At 59.3% G+C, this 21,485-nt stretch carries 19 protein-coding genes and 1 rRNA gene; 9 read left to right on the forward strand and 11 right to left on the reverse strand.

Translation table 11 applies throughout. The annotated features are described in order from the left end of the window. The 4 genes from rrf to rlmM all read left to right on the forward strand — a co-directional run. Positions 1–114 (forward strand): 5S ribosomal RNA (gene rrf, locus KUV72_RS17610); the annotation flags it as partial. Positions 115–868: 754 nt separating this feature from the next. Further along, the gene (locus KUV72_RS17615; protein WP_222239250.1) at positions 869–2,425 is read left to right on the forward strand and encodes a BCCT family transporter; all 1,557 of its coding nucleotides are present in this window, start codon (positions 869–871) and stop codon (positions 2,423–2,425) included. Positions 2,426–2,588: 163 nt separating this feature from the next. Then, complete coding sequence (locus KUV72_RS17620; RefSeq protein ID WP_206944502.1) at positions 2,589–3,026, forward strand: DUF2721 domain-containing protein; 438 nt, start codon at positions 2,589–2,591, stop codon at positions 3,024–3,026. Further along, entirely contained in the window at positions 3,016–4,077 is a 1,062-nt protein-coding gene (gene rlmM, locus KUV72_RS17625) for a 23S rRNA (cytidine(2498)-2'-O)-methyltransferase RlmM (protein WP_222239251.1), read from the forward strand. The genes KUV72_RS17620 and rlmM overlap by 11 nt, the downstream gene beginning before the upstream one ends. A gap of 172 nt (positions 4,078–4,249) precedes the next feature. Here the strand turns inward: rlmM and KUV72_RS17630 are convergent, their stop codons facing one another. Beyond that, complete coding sequence (locus KUV72_RS17630; RefSeq protein WP_206944499.1) at positions 4,250–4,537, reverse strand: antibiotic biosynthesis monooxygenase family protein; 288 nt, start codon at positions 4,535–4,537, stop codon at positions 4,250–4,252. Positions 4,538–4,563: 26 nt separating this feature from the next. Here KUV72_RS17630 and tusA point away from each other — a divergent pair, with 26 nt between their 5' ends. Then, positions 4,564–4,818, forward strand: coding sequence for a sulfurtransferase TusA (gene tusA / locus KUV72_RS17635; protein WP_222239252.1), 255 nt, complete (start codon positions 4,564–4,566; stop codon positions 4,816–4,818). A 77-nt stretch (positions 4,819–4,895) separates the two neighbouring features. On the opposite strand, the gene KUV72_RS17640 is transcribed toward tusA, so the two are convergent. The 5 genes from KUV72_RS17640 to KUV72_RS17660 form a co-directional block, all read right to left on the reverse strand. Continuing rightward, positions 4,896–5,606 (reverse strand): hypothetical protein, encoded by a 711-nt coding sequence (locus KUV72_RS17640; RefSeq protein WP_206944495.1) that lies wholly within the window; start codon positions 5,604–5,606, stop codon positions 4,896–4,898. A 101-nt stretch (positions 5,607–5,707) separates the two neighbouring features. Further along, entirely contained in the window at positions 5,708–6,748 is a 1,041-nt protein-coding gene (locus tag KUV72_RS17645; RefSeq protein ID WP_222239253.1) for a DUF3080 family protein, read from the reverse strand. Next, a complete protein-coding gene (locus tag KUV72_RS17650) occupies positions 6,745–8,190 on the reverse strand; it encodes an MATE family efflux transporter (protein ID WP_315857932.1) in 1,446 nt (481 codons plus the stop codon). The genes KUV72_RS17645 and KUV72_RS17650 overlap by 4 nt, the downstream gene beginning before the upstream one ends. Positions 8,191–8,699: 509 nt before the next feature. Further along, a complete protein-coding gene (locus KUV72_RS17655) occupies positions 8,700–9,470 on the reverse strand; it encodes a hypothetical protein (RefSeq protein ID WP_222239254.1) in 771 nt (256 codons plus the stop codon). Beyond that, entirely contained in the window at positions 9,467–10,525 is a 1,059-nt protein-coding gene (locus KUV72_RS17660) for a GSCFA domain-containing protein (protein WP_222239255.1), read from the reverse strand. Before KUV72_RS17660 ends, KUV72_RS17655 begins: the two co-directional genes overlap by 4 nt. 1,079 nt (positions 10,526–11,604) lie before the next feature. On the opposite strand from KUV72_RS17660, the gene KUV72_RS17665 reads away from it, so the two are divergent. After that, entirely contained in the window at positions 11,605–12,165 is a 561-nt protein-coding gene (locus tag KUV72_RS17665) for an elongation factor P hydroxylase (RefSeq protein ID WP_315857933.1), read from the forward strand. Positions 12,166–12,171: 6 nt separating this feature from the next. Here the strand turns inward: KUV72_RS17665 and KUV72_RS17670 are convergent, their stop codons facing one another. Together KUV72_RS17670 and KUV72_RS17675 are read right to left on the reverse strand one after the other, a co-directional pair. After that, positions 12,172–12,660 (reverse strand): hypothetical protein, encoded by a 489-nt coding sequence (locus tag KUV72_RS17670; RefSeq protein WP_222239257.1) that lies wholly within the window; start codon positions 12,658–12,660, stop codon positions 12,172–12,174. Between the two features lies 1 nt (position 12,661). Further along, positions 12,662–13,516, reverse strand: a complete 855-nt coding sequence (locus KUV72_RS17675) for a TatD family hydrolase (RefSeq protein WP_261317553.1) — start codon at positions 13,514–13,516, stop codon at positions 12,662–12,664. Between the two features lie 182 nt (positions 13,517–13,698). Between KUV72_RS17675 and KUV72_RS17680 the strand changes: the two genes are divergently transcribed. Continuing rightward, positions 13,699–15,657: an ATP-binding cassette domain-containing protein gene (locus KUV72_RS17680; protein ID WP_222239258.1), complete on the forward strand. Its 1,959-nt coding sequence runs from the start codon at positions 13,699–13,701 to the stop codon at positions 15,655–15,657. 93 nt (positions 15,658–15,750) lie between these two features. On the opposite strand, the gene KUV72_RS17685 is transcribed toward KUV72_RS17680, so the two are convergent. Further along, positions 15,751–16,197, reverse strand: coding sequence for a universal stress protein (locus KUV72_RS17685; protein ID WP_206944481.1), 447 nt, complete (start codon positions 16,195–16,197; stop codon positions 15,751–15,753). A gap of 110 nt (positions 16,198–16,307) precedes the next feature. On the opposite strand from KUV72_RS17685, the gene KUV72_RS17690 reads away from it, so the two are divergent. Further along, positions 16,308–16,838, forward strand: a complete 531-nt coding sequence (locus KUV72_RS17690; protein ID WP_222239259.1) for a preprotein translocase subunit YajC — start codon at positions 16,308–16,310, stop codon at positions 16,836–16,838. Positions 16,839–16,992: 154 nt separating this feature from the next. Here KUV72_RS17690 and slyA read toward each other — a convergent pair whose 3' ends face one another. Together slyA and KUV72_RS17700 are read right to left on the reverse strand one after the other, a co-directional pair. Then, positions 16,993–17,439 (reverse strand): transcriptional regulator SlyA, encoded by a 447-nt coding sequence (gene slyA / locus KUV72_RS17695; protein ID WP_222164271.1) that lies wholly within the window; start codon positions 17,437–17,439, stop codon positions 16,993–16,995. A 130-nt stretch (positions 17,440–17,569) separates the two neighbouring features. Beyond that, complete coding sequence (locus tag KUV72_RS17700) at positions 17,570–18,916, reverse strand: DUF5924 family protein (RefSeq protein WP_222239260.1); 1,347 nt, start codon at positions 18,914–18,916, stop codon at positions 17,570–17,572. A 415-nt stretch (positions 18,917–19,331) separates the two neighbouring features. Here KUV72_RS17700 and fadB point away from each other — a divergent pair, with 415 nt between their 5' ends. After that, positions 19,332–21,485 (forward strand): fatty acid oxidation complex subunit alpha FadB, encoded by a 2,154-nt coding sequence (gene fadB, locus KUV72_RS17705; protein ID WP_222239261.1) that lies wholly within the window; start codon positions 19,332–19,334, stop codon positions 21,483–21,485.

Raw genomic sequence — 21,485 nt, forward strand, 5'->3', positions numbered from 1 at the left:
TGACGACCATAGCGAGTGGGAACCACCTGATCCCTTGCCGAACTCAGAAGTGAAACCGCTCAGCGCCGATGGTAGTGTGGGGTCTCCCCATGCGAGAGTAGGTCATCGTCAGGCATTTATTCAGAAGAACCCCGATTATCGAGAGATAGTCGGGGTTTTTCGTACGCATGGGTCGACCCCGCTTTTTATGTGTGGGGCCGCGCCGATAACCCCCTCGGCGCGGTCCGGCCTGGCTCTTCTCAAGGGCAAGCTCGCGTCGTTCGCCACCCCTTGCAGCTTCGCTGCAAAAGCTCGGGGTGGCTCACCCCCATGCGAGAGGCAAGCTGCCTGGTTGCGAGTACCACTGCGGCTATCGGGATTTTCCACAAGGTCAAGATCGTTTCCCATAGACGAGTGCGGGTCGATGGCTCCCTCGGCGCTGTCCGGCCTGATCCTTCTCAAGGGCGGGCTCGCGTCGTTCGCCACCCCTTGCAGCTTCGCTGCAGCCCTTGTTGAGAGCGCCGGGGCGACTCACCTTCGTGCGAGGGCGCTGTTGTTTATGTGACGCCCGGAGTTCGTATCCCCCGCCAGTGGGATGCTGGCATGACCGGAGAAAGACTCAAGCGTTGAACCATCGCGCTCTTCAGGGGGTGGTCATGCGGCGTCGACATTGTCATGCTTTTTACGACACGCTTGGAACCTCGTTACAGGTGTGTCGCCGGATGTGATCCGCGCATGAGGCGCGGTGAATCCTTTCCCTTCAGCCACAGAGCTGCCATGAAATCGCGGAATCCTCCGTGCTTCCTTCATGCCCATCAGGGCGCCATTCATCTTTCCCGAAAGGAGAGTCCGACAGCCCGACGCCTCGTCGTCTGTCGCTACCTACGACATGAGTCATTCCACCGCTAGCACCGATACGCGGAAGTCTTCAAGCGCCCGGCTGGGCGACCCCATCGTTCTCATCCTAAGTGTGGGATTTATCCTGGGCTTTGTTGCCTTGTCGCTGTACGACATTGAGATGGTCGCCAATGGCATCTCGACGGGCTTTGCCTGGACAGCCAAGACCCTGGGCAGTTACTTCCAGCTGCTCCTGCTGGCGACATTCTTCATTGCCATCGGCATTGCGGTAAGTCCGAGCGCAAAGGCGCGTATCGGCAACCTGGATGCACCTGAGATCAGCACCTTCAAGTGGCTGTCGATGATCATGTGCACGTTGCTGGCTGGGGGCGGTGTGTTTTTTGCTGCCGGCGAGCCGGTCTATCACTTTGTTGTGACACCGCCGGCCTTCGATACTGAAGCAGGAACTGTCGACGCTATTGCAGGTGCGCTCGCCCAGTCTTTCATGCACTGGGGGCTGCTGGCGTGGGCAGTGCTGGGCACTCTGGCATCCGTCGTGCTGGCCCATGCCCACTACGTCAAGGGACTCCCCCTTCAGCCACGAACGCTGTTGACGCCAGTCTTGGGCGAACGTGTCATGCAGGGGCCGTTGGGTGGTCTGGTTGACGCACTCTGTGTGATTGCGGTGGTTGCCGGCACGGTAGGTCCCATCGGCTTCCTCGCGACTCAGGTCAGCTTCGGCCTGCACGAGCTGTTCGGCTTCAGTGAAGGTTATGGCACCCAGCTGATGGTGCTGGCAGGCCTGGGGGCAGTCTATGTGACATCGGCGGTTACCGGGATTCACAAGGGTATCCAGGTGCTGAGCCGGTTCAACGTCTTCCTGGCGCTGGCGATAGCAGTGGCGATCTTCCTGTTCGGGCCGACGCTGTTCCTGACCGATGCTTTCACTCAGGGGTTGGGTCGCTATCTGGGATCCTTCTTCGAGATGGCCACCATGACCACCCAAACCGCCCCTGACTGGTGGATGCAGTGGTGGACGGTGTTCTTCTTTGCCTGGTTTATCGGCTACGGGCCCTTGATGGCGATCTTCGTCGCACGGATCTCACGGGGTAGGACGATTCGGCAGATGATTCTGGCCGTGGCGGTCATGGCTCCGGTGGCTACCATGGTGTGGTTCACCCTGCTCGGCGGCTCCGGGATCTACTACCAGCTGTCTGGAGCGATTGACCTGACCGAGGCGCTGAACAACTTTCAGTTCGATGTCGCGACGCTGACCGTGGCTCAGGCACTGCCGGGTGGCACGTTAATGGCGCTGGCGATCCTGCTGTTGACCACTATCTTCGTTGCGACCACTGGTGACTCCATGAGTTACGCCATCTCGGTCGTGGGAGCCGGTCACGACGAGCCTAATCCGATGGTCCGTGCCTTCTGGGGTATCGCCATGGCGCTGATGGCAGCGATTCTTCTGCGCATGGGAGCCGGTCAGATCAGTGCCCTGCAGCAGTTTATCGTGATCACTGCCATTCCCGTCTCGCTGGTACTTCTGCCGACCCTGTGGACGGCGCCGCGTGCTGCGCTGGAAATGGCCCGAGAGCAAGGTATTCGGTAAGTCGCCTGACGCTACTTGTGTTATCCAGAATCGGCCCTCGACGTGAGTCGGGGGCCGTTTCGTTTGGCCATGTATCAGGGTGCGTGGAACGTGCAAGATGGCTCGTCGTTGGGCGTGCCGACTGCTACCATAATCGACTTTCGTCGACGCTCTGGAGCTCACCGTGAACCTGACCACGCCGGCCTTGTTGTTTCCTGCGATATCTCTCTTGCTGCTGGCGTATACCAACCGCTTTTTGACCCTGGCGGGATTGATACGCAAGCTGGCGGAACAGGTGAAGGACGGTGAAGATGATCACATCACGCAGATTCGCCTGTTGCGCCGGCGCATCTCGTTGACCAAGCGCATGCAGATAGCTGGTGTGTTCAGCTTTCTGCTGTGCACCCTGTCCATGTTTGCCTTGTTTCTCAGCTGGACACCGCTGGGAATGCTGCTGTTCGGCATTAGCCTTGTGTCGCTATCGATTTCGCTGGTGTTTTCCCTGTGGGAAGTCGTGATTTCCACCAATGCGCTGAATGTGCAGCTCAAGGATATCGAGCTGTCCGCCAAGGGGCGGGCGGATCTTGCCTGGAGAAAGAGAACCTTTACTCATGACGCCTGACCAAATACTGCTTTTCTGCCGTCCAGGCTTTGAACCTGACCTGTGTGCCGAACTGACTGACCGACTCGGGCGCGATGCCACGGTGGCAAGCGTCGAGTCATTGATGGAGGAGGGGCTTGTCAGGGTCGTCATGGCGGACGGATACCCGGCCAATGACCTGCATCGGTCGCTGCGGTTTGATGAGCTGGTGTTTGCCAGGCAGTCGCTGCTGGCGTTGCCGGAGCTGAGATTGTCCAGGGATGACCGGCTGACGGCCATCCTCGAGCAGTTGAAAGCCTGTGGTTGGAGTTTCGAGTCCATCTGGCAGGAGACGCCTGATACCAATGAAGCCAAGGCACTGAGTAGCCTGCTCAAGGCGCTCGAGCGGCCCCTGACGATGCGCTTGAAGAAGCGTGGTGCTCTGAGGCGAAAGGCGGGAGGGCGGCGCCTCCACCTGGTCTGGAGAGACGGTGACCGCGTGCAGCTGGCCATGAGTTTTCCGGGTAATCGAAGCGAGTTTCCTGGAGGCATTCGCAGGCTACGTTTTCCTCATGCTGCTCCGAGCCGCTCGACCTTGAAGCTCGAGGAAGCGTGGCATGAATTTGTCCCGAGAGATGAGTGGGATGAACGTCTGGGGGAGGGAATGCAGGCCGCTGACCTCGGTGCTGCGCCCGGTGGCTGGACCTGGCAACTCGTACAGCGTGGGATGCAGGTGTATGCCATCGACAATGGCCCGATGGATAACACACTGATGGCGTCTGGGATGGTCGAGCATCTACGAGAGGACGGCTTCGTGTGGCAGCCGCCGATGCGCCTGGATTGGCTGGTATGCGACATCGTCGACAAGCCGACACGCGTCATTGCCATGGTGCAACGCTGGCTGGTAAACCGCTGGTGTCGAGAAGCTGTCTTCAACCTCAAGCTGCCAATGAAAAAACGTTGGGAGGAGGTATCGCTGTGCCTGGCGACCCTGGCCGATCAGCTTGACGAGGCCGGTGTGAAGGCCGAGATACGTTGCCGCCACCTCTACCATGACAGGGAAGAAGTCACGGTCTACGTGCGTATCGCTTAGAACAGTACGGCTGAGATACCTGCGTAGACGTATCGCTTGGTGGCGCTGCGCTTGAATGCCTCGTCGATACCGCGGCGACGCCGGTCGTCCATGCAGCTCAATGCTATTAAGGCCTGGAACAGGAAGGCCTGGTCTTTTCAGGCCTGGTCTGTGAAGGTCAACTCGATAAAGATCAGTAGGCGGGCTCGAAGATTCTGACGGTCTCGGCCTCGGTGAGCAGGGGGTGTACCTGCTGCATGACGCGTTCTCTGGCTTCGCTGGTGTACCATGCTTTCCAGGCGCGCAGGTCGCGCCACTTGGTAATCATCAGTCGGCGGTCCGAGCGTCCTTGTTCGACGAGGCTTTCGCCCCCAAAGAAACCATCGGCGCCAAGTGACTGGCGCATGGCTTCTCGGGCGGCTTGTTCGTACTCTTCTTCCAACCCCGGCATGACACGTCGCTCGATGATGATCTTGATCATGCTTTTACTCCAACCCAGAGGTAGTGATGGTGGATTCTGTAGATGCCCTGCCCGCCAGCGATAAGGAGCTGGACACTAGTGGTCTGTTTTGCCCCGAACCCATCATGATGATGCACAATGCGGTGCGTGACATGACGGCCGGTGAGGTGCTCAAGGTGATTGCGACGGATCCTGCCACCACGCGTGATGTGCCCAAATTTTGCCAGTTTCTCGGTCACGATCTGCAGCAGCATCACACGCTGGAAGATGGCACTCACTGGTACTTTATTCGCCTTGGGTGACAGCTCCGCCGGCTTGTGACATCGCGCTTGTTTGAAGGGGGCGTCGACGGTGACGCCCCGTGCTGGGCATGGGGCCTTTATTCGACGTCATCCTCGTCGTCCGGCATGACCATCATGGCCAGAGCCTCGAGCGTTGCCGGGTCTTCCTGACGGATGCGGTTGGCAATCTGGCGCTGAAAGAAGTAGACCACCTTGTGGCGGCTATGGCCGGGATACAGGCAGGCGTCGCCCGGCAGAACGGGTACGGATTCAATCAGTTCTTCGTCAGCCAGCAAGGCTTCAATGGTGCCGTCACTGTACAGGCGCCAGCCAAAGACCTGCTTGAGCTGCCATGGCTCGCCCTCATCGTCCATGCACAGCGCATGGGTTCCCTGGTGGTCAGGTAGCGTTTGGATGAGCGTGGTGTCGCTGGTGTCTTCGTATTCGAAGTAGGCAGCCGCGTGAGCAAGCTCCATCTCCTTGTGTTCCGGTGGCTGATCGAACAGCTCTTCCGTTTCGGGATCCCGGTAACCGACGAAGTGTCCATGGTCTGGATCATCAAGCTGTTCGCAGGGAGTCAGTGACTCCATCCAGGGTACCAGGCCTACAATGTCGCCATTCTCTCGCATTCCCCAAGCGAGGATAGGCATGCCATAGAGGGTGTCAGGATGTGCATCGAGCCGATACACCATTTCCAGACCGTCTAGCTCCGGCGCCAGCCTGACCAGGCGTCGACGCGCCTGTTGGCGTTGGCGCATGCTTTCCAGGTCGATGACCCGAGCGGGGCGGGGTGATAGTGGAATGCCCATGATCTCCCTCCAGCGGCTGCTTGCTAACGGCTGTGCATCTCGGCGAAGGCCGGACGCTGCGCTCTACGTCCCTGTTCTCATCAATAGCACAGACTGATCGACTAGCGTAAGTCCCTGTCGCCCACACAGCGTTGATCCCATTGCTGGCGCAGTAGCCTGTGGTGGTCCAAGACCTCGCGGAAACGCACCAGCGGAGTGTCAGCGCCGCTGGGCGAGAGCCACTGGCTGCGGTAGCGCTGGAGTTCGGCTGCGCCCTCTAGGTGGGCATCCAGGAGCTGGTCCATGGCGGTAAACCAGCGTCGCGATTGACGTAGCAGACGCTCCATCTGTCGAAGCAGGAGATCCGCCGAGGGCGTCTTCTCAGCCAGCGGACAGCTCGCCCGGGGCGGCAGACTGGTGTTGCCCAGCGCGCTTACCAGCAGGCCGTTGGCCTCTTTCAGCCGCAGCGTGGCGAGCTGGAGTGTGCGCATGAGTTCGGCGCTGAGTGGACGATCGCGGAGCACTTTCAGCGCCTGCTCGAGTTTGGCTGAGTCAGGCTGCCACTGATGGTCGAACTGTCGATCTACGGCCTGGGTCAAGTAGGTCAAGGCGGGTAGCTGAGCATCCACGGCGGTCAGTTCGTCAATGTCCAGTACAGCACTGGCGCGTGAAAAACTGCCTGCCCACTCTGAAGAGGCGACCAAGGCGTTGTAGCTGGCCAAGGGAAGCTGGCGGGTCTTGGTCTCGGTCAGCCTGGCCAGGCGCTCGCGATCTTCCGTACTGAGCGAGTCGACGGCAGGGGTGTTCATGCAATGGTCAAGCCGTCGCCATAGCTGCAATTCGTAGAGCCAGTGCTGGCTCGGTGCTGCGGTCTTGCCAAGCTGGTTGTTGCGCTGGGCCACCAGGTTGGCGATGTGACAGCCACGCAAGGCGAAAACGTCCAGCAGGCCTTCACGGACCTCTGGAATCTCCAGCGTCAGTGACCGGCGCTCGGGGAAATCACCGATATTCGGCACATCGCTGGTTTCTGGCGCTGATAGCCCAGTGGCGTCGGCAAGCTCGTGCTGATAGGTGATGAGCTCACGCTCCAGAGGGGACGGCCCGCAACCACAGAGCAACACAGCGAGCCCCGCCAGCAGGGCGAACAGGCGGCATGCCTTCATGGGGCGATGTCGATATTGGCGCGGGCTACCTGTCTGGCCTTGACGCGAAAACGTTCCCCTAGCAGCAACGCCGCCACGGTCAATCCGGCAATCAATCCGATCCAGTAGCCATGGACGCCCAGGGGTGGCAGCCAGGTTCCTAGACCGTAGCGGCCGAGCAGGTGGCCACCGCCCAGCCCGACCAGCCAGTAGGCCAGCAAGGTGATGAACATGATGACTCTGGTGTCCTTGTAGCCTCGCAAGGCACCGGCCAGTGCCACCTGCAGCGAGTCGGATACCTGGTACAGCATGGCCAGGCCCACCAGTGACAGCGTCAGGGCCTGTACTTGGGTGTTGTGGGTATACAGGCCGACCACCAGATCGGCGGACAGCCACAGGACGGCACTGTTGAACAGCGCCACCAGCAGGGCGATCAGGATGCCATTCCAGGCGACCAGTCGGGCCAGACGGGCATCGCCGCTTCCCAAGGCATTGCCGACACGAACGGTCAGCGCCATTCCCAACGAAAGCGGCAGCATGAACAGCAGTGAAGTGAAGTTGAGCGCCACCTGGTGAGCTGCCACCACGATTTCTCCAAGGCTTGCGACGAACAAGGCAATCAGCGTGAAAAGCGTCACCTCGACAAAGATCGCGACCCCAATGGGCACCCCAACATAAAGCAGCTCAGCCATCGACTTCAGGTCCGGCCGGCTTGGCTGGCGCCACAGCTCAACACTGCCATAGGCCCGGCTTGTCTGGGTATAGCGAACCATGGCCAGCGTCATGACCCACATGGCAATGGCAGTGGCAATGCCGCAACCATGAGCACCGAGAGCAGGCAAGGTCGCTAGCCAGTCTGGCGTTGCCGGACCCAACAGCTGCACCAGGCCTTCTCCGCCGTAGATCAACACATAGTTGCTGGGAATATTGACGGCCAATCCGATCAGGCTGATCCACAGTGCGGGTCGGGTATGGTTCATCCCGTCTGAAAAGGCCCTGAGGGCCAGAAAGATGGCCACGGCGGGCATACCGTATGCCACGGCTCCGACGTAGTCAGCGGCGCGTTCGGCAACCGCAGGAGGCACTGCCATCCAGTGGAACACGGGCGCCACGGCCAGGTTCAGCAGCAACGCCGAGACCAGTCCAAGGCCCAGCCCTGCCCACATGGCCTGATGAACGTTGGCCCGGATACCGCCCTGACGTCCTCCTCCCATCAGCTGCGCGACGATCGGCGTCAGCCCCATCAGGGTGCCTGTCATGAACAGCATCAGTGGCATCCACAGGCTGGCGCCCACCGACACCGCCGCCAGGTCGGTAGCACTCTGGCGGCCGGTCATCATGATATCGACCACGCTCATTCCGGCCTGGGCCAGCTGAGCACCGCAGATGGGAAGGGCAAGACGAATAAGCGGCCAGCTTTCTCGCCGGCTCGTGGCGCCAAGGCCAGTGGGGAAAGGGCGCACGATCTAAGGCTCCATGCAAAAGGTAACGGGCGTCATGCCCTGGCTATCCGCATCCTGCGCTGTCGGCCGATGGGAGATGGTGTGAGTGTATCAGCGATGCACCAGTCTGGCGCCTGTCAGCGGCGTTGGCTGTGAACATCAATGGAAAAGACGGTATGCCTCTGCACCATTTCTCAGCGCAGCCTTACGTGGCAGGTGCTCGTTCATCCAGCAGGTATCAAATATCGGTCATTATCCGCTGGCCAAACCTCGGTGCGAGCCGAAGGTGGCGTACAGGCAGCCGCACGCCAGCCGTCCATGACCTCGACAGTGTCGACTTGATGGCAGATAGCCGCAAGGGTATCCGCCTCTAGCGGAGCCTCTCTGAACGGTCAGTTCTCGTGGTAATTGCAGGCTGAGGTGAAAATTCAGCCTGCAAGTGCCAGCGCTCCAGTTAATGACCCACGTCATGATGACGGTTTTCCGCAGGCTCGGTGCAGTGTGCCATCCGCAGACAGATGGAGCAGGATCTACCCAGCTGGCCGGTGTGAGGAGCTTTTCGCACTCCGTCCCTCTGATCGATAGGATGTTCCTGCTGAGACCTGCTCGAAAAAATGTGACAGCCATTCTCTGCCAAATGTGTCGTTCATGTGCCGATCATCGTGATCTGGATGTACCTGATCATCACGGTTGTCCCCCACAGACAGCCTTTTACTTCCCTTCAAAAATTCTGACTTGGTAAAGATGCCGTTGACGATGGTCGCAGAAGGCTGAGCGATCAATGTCGCGCAGTACGAGGAAAGTACTTCATCATTCATCAATCGTACCCCGGAAAGATAGTCCTCTGAAGAATAAGTCCAATCTTCATCGCTATTCATCGTGAGTAAAGGACTATGCCCTATATATATACTTTTGTCTGTTACGCTTCTTATCATTTTCAAGATGTTAAAGGAAAGAGTGCTGTCGACACTGTCAAGCAAAGACTGTCTGATCACGGCCGCCGAGAAAAAAGAACCCGGCTCAATGAAAAAAGCCTCCATTTGAAGTCCGTAGATTAAGAAGGTGTCATAGTCGGAGACGTTAATAGAGTCTAGCCCACCCGATGTAAATCTGATGGACTCCTTGAGCATCCTTGAACGAGGAATAAGGGTATGCCCCTTAAGGTGAAGGTGCCTCATCCCGTTGGCTCGCGCAGCAAAAAAAGTGAGTTCGTTAGCGCTATGCCATTCAGGCACCAGGTCCCAAGCTCTTTTCAAGGCGCCGGCGTGGCTGTTACCTATAATGCAGACCTTCCTTTTCATCCTTCGCCTCCAAAGGCTTCGAGTATTTCTTCCTCACAAACCAGTTCGCTGCGTTCCATGTCATCGCTTTGCTGGCTTCTGTCTGTCATGGACAGTTCACTACCAAATTTTTTCTGCTGACATTGAAAAAATTGGTTCATGACGAATTGCACCCCTGCCGGGTTTACACTTCGCTGGTTGGGTTCGAAAAAGACGCCTCTGAACACAGGGCTATTGATGATTTCATAAGAAGGGAAGTAATCGACATAGGGACGTTGTCGGGCCAGCTGTCCTGCCACGGCACGAAGTATCGATTTGGACTCCATCGTTGCAACCAGCACATTGTTACTCGAGTTTGTTGCTACCAGCGGAACAGGAGAAACGGTTAATATGAATTTTAGTGATGGATTGACCTGACGCATCATTTCCATCGACTTGGTCATGCTTTTGATTCCTTCATGGAATATTTGATTGCTAAAGGCGTGGACATCCTCTTGATACATTCCTGCAGAAGTACCTGGACACATCGGATACTCGTAGCCATGCTTTGAATTGAGCCATCTTTCGGTCAATCCCAGTGTAAAAACAAAAAAATCCGACGTCTTAATGCATTCCCTGAATGAACTTATGGTCTGATTCCGGGATTGCCTTAACTCTTCCTCACTACAGAAGCCCTGCGGCTCGATGGCTGGTCGAAAGGGATCATAGAAGCGGCCGTCTTTCTCCCAGATTTCTTCTGGCACGCCTTTTTTTTCTAACGCCCACTCGACCCATTGCTTGAGTAGTGAGGTGGTGTAAATATTTCCGGTTCTCGCTGAAAAGATGTTGTAGTTGTACTTTCTTGCACTTTCATCCGAAAGACGTTTCGGTGGGTTCTCAGTCGAAACCCAATGGTAACCTCGGCTCTCCAGAGCTCTCCCGATATGTTGTGCAAAGCAAGATCCAAAGGTGACAACCCTGTGTTGTCGAGAAACTTTGAATTTTGGTGACCATAAATCAGATAAGTCAAACATTGACCTCTCGGCTACCATTTTCTTCCAGAAAGCTTTGTCTGGTAAATTTTCGTATGGATTCATCACACTACTCCAGTAGCGATAGAGGGTTTGTTATGGGACAGGATGAATGATAAAGCCGAATTAGGTTTCATATCCCTTCTCAGCACGTTGTCTGGATGTTTTTTATTAGCCTGTCATTATTGAAGCTATGACCAAACATGATTCTCCCACGCTATCATTCATGGATATCAATATGTGTCTAACGTGAGGGTCTCCCCGACGTCACGAACTCATCTGTACGTTTCTATCAATATTCGTGTTAGTTAGAAAATTAAAAGCATTCATTCATGAAAATGAAAGCGACGCTAAAATCACTATCGTTGCCTTTATCATGAGCCTCTGGTGGCGAGGTATATTAAAGATGAATATCAGTGATTATGAGTATAGTGACCGAGTGCTATGAGATAGTTGATGCGTGTACTATCTCTTAGATCATGCTAACAGAGTGTCTAGATGTGCGCTAAGTCAATCAGGAGAGAGGCGTAGGTGAAGAGACAGTATTATCAAGAATTGTGGTGAATAACGACATGGAGTTGTAAGGTTCTTCCTGCTTATTGCGTCTCGAATGCTCGGTTGAGCAGATAGTGGCTGAGTTGAGCGTCTGATGGATGTTGCGCTGGAGTGTCCAGTGGTCTTGTGGCCGGTTTTAGACACGGTAATAAGGGGCAGTGTAGCCCGACGTCCGTACTCAGATCCGGGCGGCTCCCGGCCATGGTGACAGAAACGGCGATGGCGGGGACGGTGTCGGTGGCATGGCAATTTGACGTTGCTGCCAAAGTGATTGCGCGCCTCCTCGTTGCAATTTGTGCAACCTAATTAGGCATACAACAGCTGGCACAACGTTAAGGTTTTCGTCGCCTTAGTGAACTCGGTCATAGTGCCGGCCGAGAGGACATCAGCATGGCGTGATAGGTCTGCACCGCGCTCTACGGTTGAGCTGGGTGGAAGCGAGCTGCTGTGGCACAGCATCGCCGTAGCCTGCGGGTTTGGCGTTCTCCCGAGTCTTGTTATTCTTGCACGCCTGGCGGCATTGCCGTAGCCCGGTGCAGCGCCGGACGTTCATGACGAGCCTTCTATCACCGCCTTTGCAAGGAGCCCCAGTGGAGCACCGCCTTGAAGATGTCATCGCTCTGTTCGATGGCCTGTTTTCAGAGTCTTTCCAGACCCGCCTTGAACGCGGTGGAGATGAGCCCCTGTATCTGCCTGCCGATGAGCATACCCCTTGGCACAGAGTGATCTTTGCCCGCGGCTTTTTTGCCAGCGTACTGCATGAAGTCAGCCATTGGTGCATCGCCGGGGCCCGGCGGCGACAGCTCGAGGACTATGGCTACTGGTATGAGCCAGATGGGCGCGACCAGCACCAGCAACAGGCCTTTGAACAGGTCGAGGTGGCGCCTCAGGCCCTTGAAAGCTTGTTTTGCCGTGCGGCAGGACTGAGCTTCCATGTCAGCGTCGACAACCTGGGAGAGGTCGAGGTTGATCGGGAAGCCTTTTCCCAGCGGGTGGCTGCCCGCGCCGAGCGCTATTGCCGTGACGGGTTGCCGCTCAGAGCCGCGGCATTTGAAGCGGCTCTGAAGGCGTTCTATCTCGAGGGCAGGGGGCTGGCAGAGGCGATTCGCTGTGGCCGCAAGCGGCTTGTACCGGAGCCAGCGATCAGCTGAGTCGCCTTATTCGTCGTCGAAGCTACCGCTGAGACGGCGATGCAGGTGCAGCATGACTTCGACCTCCTGCTCCGGGCGCATGGGCTCCAGGCCAAGTTCACCGAACAGCTCATTGCGCGCTCTGGCCCACTCACCGGGGTCCAGGTCAGGGTAAAGGGTCTCTGCCGGAGCCAGCTCCACGAAGGGGTCCAGCCCGTAGGTGTCGAACAGGCGAGAAATGGCCGCCTCGTCATCAAATACGCCCGCAGTAAGCAAGGTCGCGTTGAAGTGATCGGTCTCGAGTTCCCGGATGACGTCGAGGGGGCTGACGCCGATGCTGGCCAGCTCCTCACGACTGTAGTCACCCAGCGAGACGGTCTCCGCATCAAGCCAATCCTCGTCGGGCTGAATCAGGGTGTGCTTGATGCGTCCGTCATCCAGGCTCCAGGCGATCGCCAGGGGCAGGTCACCGTCGCCGCCGGTTTCTACGGCGATAAAGGCAGGCATGTCGCCCATGTCAGGACTCCTTGAGGTCAAAGAACGTTCTCGCCGTGGCGGTGCTGCTGGCTGCCAGTGTGGCCTCATCTTCGCCACGCCAATGAGCGATTTCACGGACGATCCATGGCAGCAGGGCCGGCTCATGGCGGCGTCCCTTGAGCTTGGCTGGCAGGTTACGGGGCAGCAGGTAGGGGCAGTCGGTCTCTACCATCAGCCGATTGGCGGGAATGTCGCCTACCATGTCGCGCAAGTGGTGGCCACGGCGCTCATCGCACAGCCAACCGGTCAGGCCGATATGCAGATCAAGATCGAGGTAGCTGTGCAGCGTGTCCCGATCGGCCGTAAAGCAGTGCACCACGGCCCGTGGAATATCATCTCGCCATGCCCGCAGGATGTCACGCATCCGCTCACCCGCGTCTCGCTCATGGATAAAGAGTGGGAGGCCTGATTCCACCGACAATGCTAGCTGCGCCTCGAAGGCAGCCTCCTGCTGTGCAGGCGTGGAGAAGTTGCGATGGAAGTCGAGCCCGCACTCACCTACGGCGACGACCTCGGGTAGCCGGTGAAGGGCGCGCATGGCGGCTTCCAACTCAGTAGACCACTCGCTCGCTTGGTGGGGGTGCACCCCTGCCGTCGCGTAAAGGCCCGGATGGTGCTTTGCCAGCTCCGCGGCCTGGCGTGCGTGAGCCAGGTCGGTACCTGTCAGCACCATCGTCTCGACGCCGGCACGGCGGGCCCTTGTCAGGGTCGCGTCGAGGTCCTTGGCGAAGCTCTCATGGGTAAGGTTGGCGCCAATGTCGACCAGTGGCGTTGGAGAACGAAAGCGCAGGGCTTCAGGTAGCAGATCATCCTGAGTGTCATCGCAGGCTGACAAGGCGGGCTCCTTGGCGGGGAATGAAGCAGGGGGCGCATTGTACCTGCCGCGAGGCGTGACCACCATTGGCGCCAAGTGGTTCGGACCTCGGCCTGGTCGAGAGTGCTTGGCAGACGCTGCCCATGCCAGAGAGCCTGGGGCTTGAGGTACACTATGACGATGATCAAGCGATGAGGTGAAGCGTGACCCTGCTACGACTGGAGCAATTGCAACTGGCCTATGGCCACCATGTGTTGCTTGATGGTGCGGACCTGACCCTGGAGCGGGGTGAACGGCTGGCGCTGGTAGGCCGCAATGGTACTGGCAAGTCGACCCTGCTGCGCCTGGTGTCGGGGGAAAACCAGGCCGATGGCGGTGTGGTGTGGCGTGCGCCGGGCTTGAAGATTGGTGTCCTCGAGCAGGACCTTCCCGAGGCCAGCGGAGAGACGATTTTTGACGTTGTGGCACAAGGTCTGCCGGAGGCAGGCGGGCTGTTGTCGGAATACCACCACCTGGTGCAGTCGGAAGACCCGGACATGCGCCGCATGGCGCAGCTGCAGACCCGCCTGGAGGCCATCGATGGCTGGTCGTTTCACCAGCGTATCGATGTCGTGCTGACACGTCTTGGCCTGCCCGAAGATGCTGCCATGTCGTCGCTGTCTGGCGGTTGGCGGCGGCGGGTAGCGCTGGCGCGAGCCCTGGTGGCGGAGCCCGACCTGCTGCTGCTGGATGAGCCGACCAACCACCTGGATCTGGACACGATTGCCTGGCTGGAAGAGCAGCTGGCGGCGTTTGCCGGGGCGGTGCTGTTTATCACCCACGACCGGGCTTTCCTGTCGCGGCTTGCCACCGGCATTCTTGAGCTGGACCGGGGCAAGCTGGGCCGCTACCCCGGCGACTACGCCACCTACCAGGCGCAGAAGCAGCACGAGCTCGAGATCGAGGCGCGCGAGAATGCCGAGTTCGACAAGAAGCTGGCCCAGGAAGAGGCCTGGATTCGTCAGGGCATCAAGGCTCGTCGCACCCGCAACGAAGGGCGCGTGCGGGCCCTTGAGCAGCTGCGTCGTGAACGTAGTCAGCGACGGGAGCGTCAGGGCAATGCCAACCTGACCGTCGACTCCGGTGAGCGCAGCGGCAAGCGCGTGGTTGAACTGGAAAACGTCACCCAGCACTTCGAGGAAGCGACGGTCATCCGTGACCTCAGCATCGAGATTCAACGGGGTGACCGCATCGGCTTGATCGGCCGTAATGGCGCGGGAAAGACCACGCTATTGAAGATCCTGCTGGGTGAGCTGTCCCCCAGCGAGGGCAATGTCCGGGTTGGCACCAAGCTTCAGGTCGCCTATTTCGACCAACTGCGAGCCGGGCTCGAGCCGGAGCGTACCGTTTACGATAACGTGGCCCAGGGAAGTGATCGTGTCACGGTGGGTGGCCGCGATCGCCACGTGATGAGCTACCTTCAGGATTTCCTGTTTTCGCCTGAGCGCGCCCGCCAGCCGGTCAAGGCCTTGTCGGGTGGCGAGTCGAATCGACTGCTGTTAGCCAAGCTGTTCACTCAGCCAGCCAATGTGCTGGTGCTGGACGAGCCGACCAACGACCTGGATGTCGAGACCCTGGAGCTGCTGGAAGAACTGCTGCTGGGCTTCGATGGAACCTTGTTGCTGGTGTCCCACGACCGCGCCTTCATGGACAATGTGGTGACCAGCGTACTGGCCTTCGAGGGGCGTGGTCAGGTGCGTGAATATGTGGGTGGCTACACCGACTGGGTGCGTCAGGGCGGTAAACTGCCGCCTGCACCATGGGAGGGGGCAGCGCGTCAGCGGGTGGAGCCGTCAGCGGATACGGAGCCTTCAGCGGATAAAGAGCCTTCAGGTGACAAAGAGCCCTCAGCGGGTAGCTCCAGCCCGACCGGGCAAGGCAAGGCCAAACCGGTCAAGTTGTCCTACAAGCTGCAGCGTGAGCTGGATGGCCTGCCCGCCGAGATTGAGCGGCTGGAAGACCAGGTGGCCGAGTTGGAAAGCGAGGCAGGGCGCCCAGACTTCTACCAGCAGCCCTCCGGCGTGGTGGCCGAGCGACTGGCGTTGCTGCAGCAGACCCAGGATGCTTTGGACGCGACCATGGAACGCTGGATGGAACTCGAGGCCATGGCGTCCGGGGAGTAACCCAGCTGTGGCCAAGTCAGGCGTTGGCGCCGGCATGAAGCCGGCGCCAACGTTGGAGATGCATGACACCCGATAGGGTGGTGGGTGGTGTGCTTACTCTTCGCTTTCCTTGCCGACTCGCACGGCCAGCACATCGCACTGGGCTCCATGGAGTACCCCGGTAGAGGTGGAGCCGAGCAACAGAGCAAAGCCATGGCGACCGTGTGAGCCAACCACGATAAGGTCTACGCCGTTTTCGTCGGCAAAACGGTGAATTTCGGTATCTGGCATGCCCACCACCACATGCTGGTCTTCCCGGGCGACCGTGGCATCGGCGATCTCCGCCAGACGTTGCTTGGCATGGTCATCCAGCTGATCCTGAATGCTGGTGAGATCCATGGGAATGTCACCGCCATAGGCAAAGCCCAGTGGCTCCAGGGTGTGCATGATCGATAGCTTGGCGTGGTTGCGGTCAGCGACCTGCAAGGCTCGTTCGAGGATCTTGTGAGAGTCCTTGGTGAGGTCCACTGCCACCAGCACATGACGATATTCATTGCTCACGGGACTACGCCTCCTCGGCGGTCAAGTAAAAGAGGTATCGTAACGTCACTCTAGGACGCCGTGGCAGTCAAAACAATGCCGACGATCAACGTTTTTGCAAAGGAAACCGTATGTTGTGGCTACTGATACTGGGTGTCGTAGGGATGGTCTTCGCACCAGCGATGTGGCTCAGGCCCACCGCCAGGGAGCGTCGGCAGGGCCAGCTGCGTCAGGTTGCCATTGAAGCAGGTGCCAGCGTCAAGCTGGATACACCCCCGTTGCATGGTGAGGTCGACAAGATGGCGGCCTATCGTTGGGCCTATCCTGCTCAGCGCCCGGGACCTCATTTTGTGCTGGTGCGCAAGGCTCGGGCCAGCGAGTCGTTGAAGCACTTTAAATACGATGAAGGCTGGCGCTGGAGGGTACAGCCGCTGGAGCCATTGCCCTCTGTCATCAGCGCACGCCTGTCGAGGCTGCTGTCACAACTGCCGGACGACGCCTGGGTGGTGGAATCCAGTGATAAAGCCTTGACGCTGTGGTGGGAGGAGTCTCTCGAGGCGCCGGAGTTTGGCGCTATCTCGGCGCCAGCAGCGGCACTTCGAGATGCGCTGCAGGGGCGTCCTGATCGTCCGGCCGGCAGCGTCCCGGGCTCGCCGCCTTAGGCTCCGCGGGGCGGGAGAAAGTAATACGCTCTGCTACAGATATAACGCTCTGCTTTGGAGGGCGCGCTTTTGCGATGCTGCGGATGCGCGCCGCCGATGCTGAGTCAGACTCGGCCAGACCTGACCTGGTCAAGCCAAGCCAAGCCAGCGCCACTTAGCCTTGGCAGTCTTCCGGGCTTAACAGTGCCTGGCCATTGGCTTCGATACGATTGAGCATGTCACTCAAGCGTTCCTGCTCATCATCATCCAGGCCCTTCAACATTTCTTCCCTGGCTTCACGCACGATGGCGTCGATCTTCTCCAGCAGCGGGGTTGCCTGCTCCGTGAGATGGACGCGCTTGGTGCGGCGGTCCTGATCGCAGGGGCAGCGCTCCACCAGGCCCTGCTCGCAGAGTTGGTCAAGGGTTCGTACCAGTGAAGGCGCCTCGACACCGATAGCGCGAGCCAGGTCGCATTGTGGCTGGCCTTCTGGCATGCGCCAGAGATGATAGAGCGTCACCCAACGGGTCTGGGTGAGCCCTAGAGGGGCCAGACGTTGATCAAGCACCGCCCGCCATATGCGCGGTGCACGGGAGAGTTGGAATCCAATGTTCTCGTTCATATCGACCTAGAATCGCAAGGCTGCAAATGATTCGATTGTCCGAACGCTGGCGCGGGAATGCAAGCCACCACCCTGGTTTGCCCTCTGATGCACCTTCTCGATCGTCCGATTGAGGTATCCACCGAGCCTGTTACTGCGCTGTCGACTGTGGCACGGCCTCGCTGGGGGCTTGCGCACTGGTTGCGGTGTTTTCACTATCCTCGCTGCTTTTGCTGCTTTCGCTGCTTTCGCTGCTTTCGCTGCTTTCGCTGCTTTCGCTGCTTTCGCTGCTGCCTGAGTGTTCTTCCGTCAATCCGGGAGCTGTACCAGCGTCTTCTTTTTCCTCGTCCCGGTCTGCCTCTTGGCCCTTAGGGCCGGCCGTCAGCCACCGCAAGCGCAGCCCTGGCATGCCGACCTGAGTATCGATAGTAGCGTCTGCCCTGGTGGCCTGGTCAGGATCATCCGCCACCTCGAACCTGAGGACGCCGATGCGCTGTCCCCCGGCGGTCATGACGTCGATCCGCCAGCTGCCGGTCACGTTGTCAGGGAAGTTCTGCTTGCGGGTCCAGGCGCGATACCCCTCTGCACGGCCGCCGTATATCTCCAGCGCGATGCGGTCAACCAGCTGCCCCTCATGACGCCACTCGTGCACGACCTCTTCCTTGAGTCCTCGCGGCGCGTGAATCGCGGTATAGGCATACAGACCGCGAGACGTCAGTGCCTCCGGAGTCAGCGCCATGTTGCCCTGAGGTGTGCGGCTGGCCTCGTCGAAGGCGGGGGAAAGCGCGCTTCCAGACAGCCAAAGCGTGGCGGGCGGGACCCACACTCGCCCGAGCCAGGCCGCCCCCGCCAGCACCGGTAGCAAGGCGAACATGGCCAGCCACCGGCTTGGGCTGAGTGGCCGCAGGAGATGCAACAGACTTGGCAGGCTGAACAGCAGCATGGCGACCACCGCCGCCAGCATGCTTTGTCCGGTACTCAGGTGCAGCACCAGCGGCAGCGTGACCAGCACGACGAGAAACACGCACTGGGCATGGAAGACGAAATACAGCCAGCGCTTGCGGGCGGCCAGACGGTAGTACAGGGGATCGACAATCGACAGGATAGCCATGGCCAGCATGAACAAGGTGAACAGTGCCTGACCGCTGGTCCAGACGGTGGTGGCGACCAGGAAGGGAAGCGTGAAGAACAAGGTTTCCTGGTGAATCATCTGGGCAATAAAGGTGGTCACGCCGCGGGGCAGGGACGGGTAGCCTCGCCGCACCATGATTCTCCCGATCAGGCTCTCTGACAGCAGCAGAATCCACGCCAGCAGCATGCCAGTGGCGAGCAGGACACCCAACCACTGCTGTCGCTCCACCAGAAAGAAACTGGCAACGCCCGCGGCAAAGGCCAGCGGTGGCCAGACCCAGTGCCAGGGACGCAGGCGGGCAACCCAGGTTTCGATGGTGCGCTGGAGGGCGTTCAGCGTGGTGCGCTGGGCGGGCGGCGTAGACATAGGAGAATCCGTAACGATGAAAGACAGTCGGCACTGCGACAAAGCGCTGAACGCAGGGTCGTGGTCAAGGTCATGCGCAGCCGCTCAATCGACAGCGGGTGTAGCGCAGGGCCGCCATTTAACCATAGGTAAGCTGCGCTCCCGACCTGGCCTTCGCAAGGGGATAGCGGCGGTGGCCCTGCCAGCTCCCACGACACCTCTCCAGCGCTCTGTTAACAGTATGCTTAAACGCTGCCAGGATGCCTTTACCTGCTTCAACGTCGTGTAATCCCTCTAAGGTAATGGTAGGGGTTGACGGAAGTGAATCTTTGCACCAAGCTGGCAAAATCAAACGGCCGTATGAATACCGCTCACCTGGACAGGGACACCGGCCACTGTCCGGGTAACACGGGATGACTTCAGTGGAGATGCGTGGATGATCTATCAAGGCAACGCCATTTCGGTGGCTCGCAATGGCGACGATATCGCCATCCTGACCTTCGACTTGAAGGATGAATCGGTCAACAAGCTCTCCGGCGCCGTGATCAAGGAGCTCGGTGAAGCCCTCGAGGCGGTGCGCGGTGATCAGGGGCTCAAGGGGCTGCTGCTGAAGAGCGCCAAGGAAGCCTTCATTGTGGGCGCCGACATTACTGAGTTTCACGCCATGTTCGACAAGGACGAGGCGGAGATTCAGGCCATGCTCGAGCAGGTTCACGGCATCTTCAATGGCCTGGAGGACATGCCGTTCCCGACGGTCAGCGCGATCAACGGCCTGGCCCTGGGGGGCGGCTGTGAGGTGGTGCTCTCAACGGATTTCCGTGTGATGAGTCAGGAGGCCAAGATTGGCCTGCCGGAGACCAAGCTGGGCATCGTGCCGGGCTGGGGCGGCTGTGTTCGCCTGCCGCGGGTCATCGGCGCCGATAACGCCATCGAATGGATTGCCGGAGGCACCGAGAACCGCGCCGATGCATGCCTCAAGGTGGGAGCGGTTGACGCCGTGGTGCCCCGAGAAGACCTCGAGGCGGCGGCGCTGGATATCCTGGCCCGGGCCAACGCCGGAGAGCTTGACGTCAAGGCACGTCGAGAAGAGAAGAACAGCCCGCTCAACCTGAACCCCATCGAGCAGATGATGGTGTTTGAAACGTCAAAGGGCTATGTGGCAGGCAAGGCGGGACCACATTATCCGGCGCCAGTGGAAGCCATCAAGGTGATCCAGAAGGGCGCCGGCGAGACGCGGGCACGCGCGCAGGCCATCGAGGCCAAGGCATTCTGCAAGATGGCCAAGACCGATGTCTGCTACAACCTGGTCGGCCTGTTCATGAACGATCAGGTCGTCAAGAAAAAGGGCGGACAGTACGCCAAGCAGGCTCAGCCTGTGCGTCAGGCTGCCGTCTTGGGGGCCGGGATCATGGGCGGTGGAATCGCCTATCAGAGCGCCTCGAAGGGCACTCCGATCTTGATGAAGGACATCAAGGAGGATGCCATCGAGCTGGGGCTCAAGGAGGCACGCAAGCTGTTTGGCAAGCAGGCGGCTCGGGGCAAGCTGTCACCTGAGGCAGCAGCGGAGAAGCTCACCAATATTCGTCCTACCTTGTCCTATGGTGACTTCGGCACGGTCGATCTGGTCGTCGAAGCCGTGGTCGAGAACCCGAAGGTCAAGGATGCGGTGCTGACCGAGGTCGAAGCACAGGTCAGCGAGAACACCGTCCTGGCATCGAACACCTCGACGATTTCCATCACCCGGTTGGCGCAGAACCTCAAGCGCCCGGAAAACTTCTGTGGCATGCACTTCTTCAACCCGGTGCACCGTATGCCCTTGGTCGAGGTCATTCGCGGCGAGAAGACTGGCGATGCCGCCGTGGCGGCGACGGTGGCCTACGCCAAGGCAATGGGCAAGACCCCGATCGTGGTCAACGACTGCCCCGGCTTCCTGGTCAACCGGGTGCTCTTCCCCTACTTCGGCGGCTTCAGCCTGCTGGTGGAGAAAGGCGCTGACTTCCAGCGAGTCGACAAGGTCATGGAGAAGTTCGGTTGGCCCATGGGACCTGCCTACCTGCTGGATGTGGTGGGAATGGATACGGCCGTCCATGCCAATGAGGTGATGGCGGAAGGCTTCCCTGATCGGATGGCCCGTGAGGGCAAGACGGCGATTCAGGTCATGTTCGACAACGATCGTCTCGGCCAGAAGAACGCCAAGGGCTTTTACGCCTATGAAGAGGATCGCAAGGGCAAGCCGAAGAAGGTGCGCGACGAGAGCGCGGTCGAGCTGGTGAGTCAGGTCGTGACGGAAAGCCGCGAATTCTCTGATGAGGAGATTGTCGCGCGAATGATGGTGCCGCTGTGCATGGAAACCGTGCGCTGCCTTGAGGACAACATTGTTGGCACGCCCGCAGAGGCTGATATGGCGTTGATCTATGGCATTGGCTTCCCACCCTTCCGTGGCGGTGCGCTGCGCTACATCGACGCCATGGGAGTGGCAGAGTTTGTCGCCCTGGCGGATAGCCTTGCGGCTGAGCTCGGCCCGCTGTATGCCCCCACGGATGGCCTGCGCGAGATGGCCAACGCGGGCAAGACCTTTTACACCAAGTGA

Source organism: Halomonas sp. DP4Y7-1, assembly GCF_019800705.1.
In the GTDB taxonomy this organism is placed as follows: domain Bacteria; phylum Pseudomonadota; class Gammaproteobacteria; order Pseudomonadales; family Halomonadaceae; genus Halomonas; species Halomonas litopenaei_A.

What these genes read in the sequence shown, in the direction of transcription:
- KUV72_RS17670 (WP_222239257.1), bottom strand. Translation starts at nt 12,660, where the DNA reads ATGGGCGACATGCCTGCCTTTATCGCCGTAGAAACCGGCGGCGACGGT.
- rlmM (WP_222239251.1), top strand. Translation starts at nt 3,016, where the DNA reads ATGACGCCTGACCAAATACTGCTTTTCTGCCGTCCAGGCTTTGAACCT.
- KUV72_RS17640 (WP_206944495.1), bottom strand. Translation starts at nt 5,606, where the DNA reads ATGGGCATTCCACTATCACCCCGCCCCGCTCGGGTCATCGACCTGGAA.
- tusA (WP_222239252.1), top strand. Translation starts at nt 4,564, where the DNA reads ATGGTGGATTCTGTAGATGCCCTGCCCGCCAGCGATAAGGAGCTGGAC.
- KUV72_RS17690 (WP_222239259.1), top strand. Translation starts at nt 16,308, where the DNA reads ATGTTGTGGCTACTGATACTGGGTGTCGTAGGGATGGTCTTCGCACCA.
- KUV72_RS17700 (WP_222239260.1), bottom strand. Translation starts at nt 18,916, where the DNA reads ATGTCTACGCCGCCCGCCCAGCGCACCACGCTGAACGCCCTCCAGCGC.
- KUV72_RS17655 (WP_222239254.1), bottom strand. Translation starts at nt 9,470, where the DNA reads ATGAAAAGGAAGGTCTGCATTATAGGTAACAGCCACGCCGGCGCCTTG.
- KUV72_RS17615 (WP_222239250.1), top strand. Translation starts at nt 869, where the DNA reads ATGAGTCATTCCACCGCTAGCACCGATACGCGGAAGTCTTCAAGCGCC.
- KUV72_RS17645 (WP_222239253.1), bottom strand. Translation starts at nt 6,748, where the DNA reads ATGAAGGCATGCCGCCTGTTCGCCCTGCTGGCGGGGCTCGCTGTGTTG.
- KUV72_RS17630 (WP_206944499.1), bottom strand. Translation starts at nt 4,537, where the DNA reads ATGATCAAGATCATCATCGAGCGACGTGTCATGCCGGGGTTGGAAGAA.
- slyA (WP_222164271.1), bottom strand. Translation starts at nt 17,439, where the DNA reads ATGAACGAGAACATTGGATTCCAACTCTCCCGTGCACCGCGCATATGG.
- KUV72_RS17660 (WP_222239255.1), bottom strand. Translation starts at nt 10,525, where the DNA reads ATGAATCCATACGAAAATTTACCAGACAAAGCTTTCTGGAAGAAAATG.
- fadB (WP_222239261.1), top strand. Translation starts at nt 19,332, where the DNA reads ATGATCTATCAAGGCAACGCCATTTCGGTGGCTCGCAATGGCGACGAT.